This is a genomic window from Ruegeria sp. CI1 (genome assembly GCF_056536925.1).
Genome location: NZ_JBQFQP010000028.1, coordinates 1 through 2500, shown reverse-complemented (window position 1 = coordinate 2500; position 2500 = coordinate 1). Strand labels below are relative to the sequence as shown.

The 2500-nt window shown below is 55.0% G+C and carries 1 tRNA gene and 2 rRNA genes (1 of these 3 cut by a window edge); all 3 read left to right on the top strand.

Features of this window, described 5'->3' with window-relative positions:
* A 23S ribosomal RNA gene (locus ACR0LZ_RS21035) occupies positions 1 to 1946 on the top strand; it begins 920 nt to the left of the window's first position.
* A gap of 233 nt (positions 1947 to 2179) precedes the next feature.
* Positions 2180 to 2294, top strand: a 5S ribosomal RNA gene (gene rrf, locus ACR0LZ_RS21030).
* Positions 2295 to 2421: 127 nt separating this feature from the next.
* Positions 2422 to 2498: transfer RNA gene (locus ACR0LZ_RS21025), tRNA-Met, on the top strand.
* Positions 2499 to 2500 lie beyond the last annotated feature (2 nt).

Genomic DNA, 2500 nt, shown 5'->3' with positions numbered 1-2500 from the left:
GATCCTAACCAAACTCCGAATACCCGGGAGTACTAGATGGCAGACACACTGCGGATGCTAACGTCCGTAGTGGAGAGGGAAACAACCCTGACCTACAGCTAAGGCCCCCAATTCATGGCTAAGTGGGAAAGCAGGTGGGACGACCAAAACAACCAGGAGGTTGGCTTAGAAGCAGCCATCCTTTAAAGATAGCGTAACAGCTCACTGGTCTAAACAAGTTGTCCTGCGGCGAAGATGTAACGGGGCTCAAGCCATGAGCCGAAGCTTAGGATGCCGTAAGGCATGGTAGCAGAGCGTAGTGTGACATAGGGCTTATCCTGTATTGCCGCCGGTCATTTGGCGCGAGAAATCGCGCTCAAGTAGCCGAACAGGCGGTAGCGCAGGATAGAGTCCTTTCGATGAAGCCGGCGCGTGAGCGATCCGGTGGAGAGATCACTAGTGAGAATGATGACATGAGTAGCGACAAAGAGTGTGAGAGACACTCTCGCCGAAAGTCCAAGGGTTCCTGCTTAAAGCTAATCTGAGCAGGGTAAGCCGGCCCCTAAGCCGAGGCCGAAAGGCGTAGGCGATGGGAAACAGGTTAATATTCCTGTGCCAGGAGGATGTGACGGATCACGACTGTTGTTCACCCTTATCGGATTGGGTGGGCCGCTGAGTGGTTCCTGGAAATAGCCCTCCATCAGACCGTACCCTAAACCGACACAGGTGGACTGGTAGAGCATACCAAGGCGCTTGAGAGAACGATGTTGAAGGAACTCGGCAAAATACCTCCGTAAGTTCGCGAGAAGGAGGCCCGGTTCCTAGGCAACTAGGGGCTGGGGGCACAAACCAGGGGGTGGCGACTGTTTATTAAAAACACAGGGCTCTGCGAAGTCGCAAGACGACGTATAGGGTCTGACGCCTGCCCGGTGCCTGAAGGTTAAAAGGAGGGGTGAGAGCTCCGAATTGAAGCCCAGGTAAACGGCGGCCGTAACTATAACGGTCCTAAGGTAGCGAAATTCCTTGTCGGGTAAGTTCCGACCTGCACGAATGGCGTAACGACTTCCCCGCTGTCTCCAACATCGACTCAGCGAAATTGAATTGCCTGTCAAGATGCAGGCTTCCCGCGGTTAGACGGAAAGACCCCGTGCACCTTTACTACAGCTTCGCACTGGCATCAGGATTGTGATGTGCAGGATAGGTGGTAGGCTTTGAAGCAGGAACGCAAGTCCCTGTGGAGCCTCCCTTGAGATACCACCCTTCGCACTCTTGATGTCTAACCGCGGTCCGTCATCCGGATCCGGGACCCTGCGTGGCGGGTAGTTTGACTGGGGCGGTCGCCTCCTAAAGCGTAACGGAGGCGCGCGAAGGTTGGCTCAGAGCGGTCGGAAATCGCTCGTTGAGTGCAATGGCAGAAGCCAGCCTGACTGCGAGACTGACAAGTCGAGCAGAGACGAAAGTCGGCCATAGTGATCCGGTGGTCCCAAGTGGGAGGGCCATCGCTCAACGGATAAAAGGTACGCCGGGGATAACAGGCTGATACTGCCCAAGAGTCCATATCGACGGCAGTGTTTGGCACCTCGATGTCGGCTCATCTCATCCTGGGGCTGGAGCAGGTCCCAAGGGTACGGCTGTTCGCCGTTTAAAGAGGTACGTGAGCTGGGTTTAGAACGTCGTGAGACAGTTCGGTCCCTATCTGCCGTGGGTGTAGGAGACTTGAGAGGAGTTGCCCCTAGTACGAGAGGACCGGGGTGAACGATCCACTGGTGGACCTGTTGTCGTGCCAACGGCAGTGCAGGGTAGCTATGATCGGACAGGATAACCGCTGAAGGCATCTAAGCGGGAAGCCCCCCTCAAAACAAGGTCTCCCTGAGGGCCGTGGAAGACCACCACGTCAATAGGCCGGAGATGTAAGCGCAGCAATGCGTTCAGTTGACCGGTACTAATCGCCCGATAGGCTTGATTTGATCCAGTAATGGAAAGACACCCACCGCCTCAAGTAGCGAAGCGGTAGGCGAAATCAAAAAGCCAAAAACATACACACCTTGAGTTGGACAATGACGTGACAATCCGCATAAGCGGATCGCACGGTGTTGATTGATACAACAACCGTGCGGGAACGCGCATTCGCAAGCGAATACGCTGCCTCCCGCGCGTCGCCTTTTTGCAAAGCAAAAAGAGCGACGGGGATTTTCCTCGGTTTGGTGGTCATAGCGCGAGCAAAACACCCGGTCCCATTCCGAACCCGGAAGTTAAGTGCCGCCGCGCCAATGGTACTTGGGCTCAAGCCCCGGGAGAGTAGGTCACCGCCAAACCTAGTAAAATCCCCACAATCCTCTCAAAAACGATATCAGAATTACCGACCCAGGCCTCAAGCAGCGTAAGCGATAGGCCAACAATGGTCTCAAGTAGCCGAATAGGCGGTAGACCAAACTAAAGTGTCGCGGGATGGAGCAGCCAGGTAGCTCGTCAGGCTCATAACCTGAAGGTCGCAGGTTCAAATCCTGCTCCCGCAACCAAA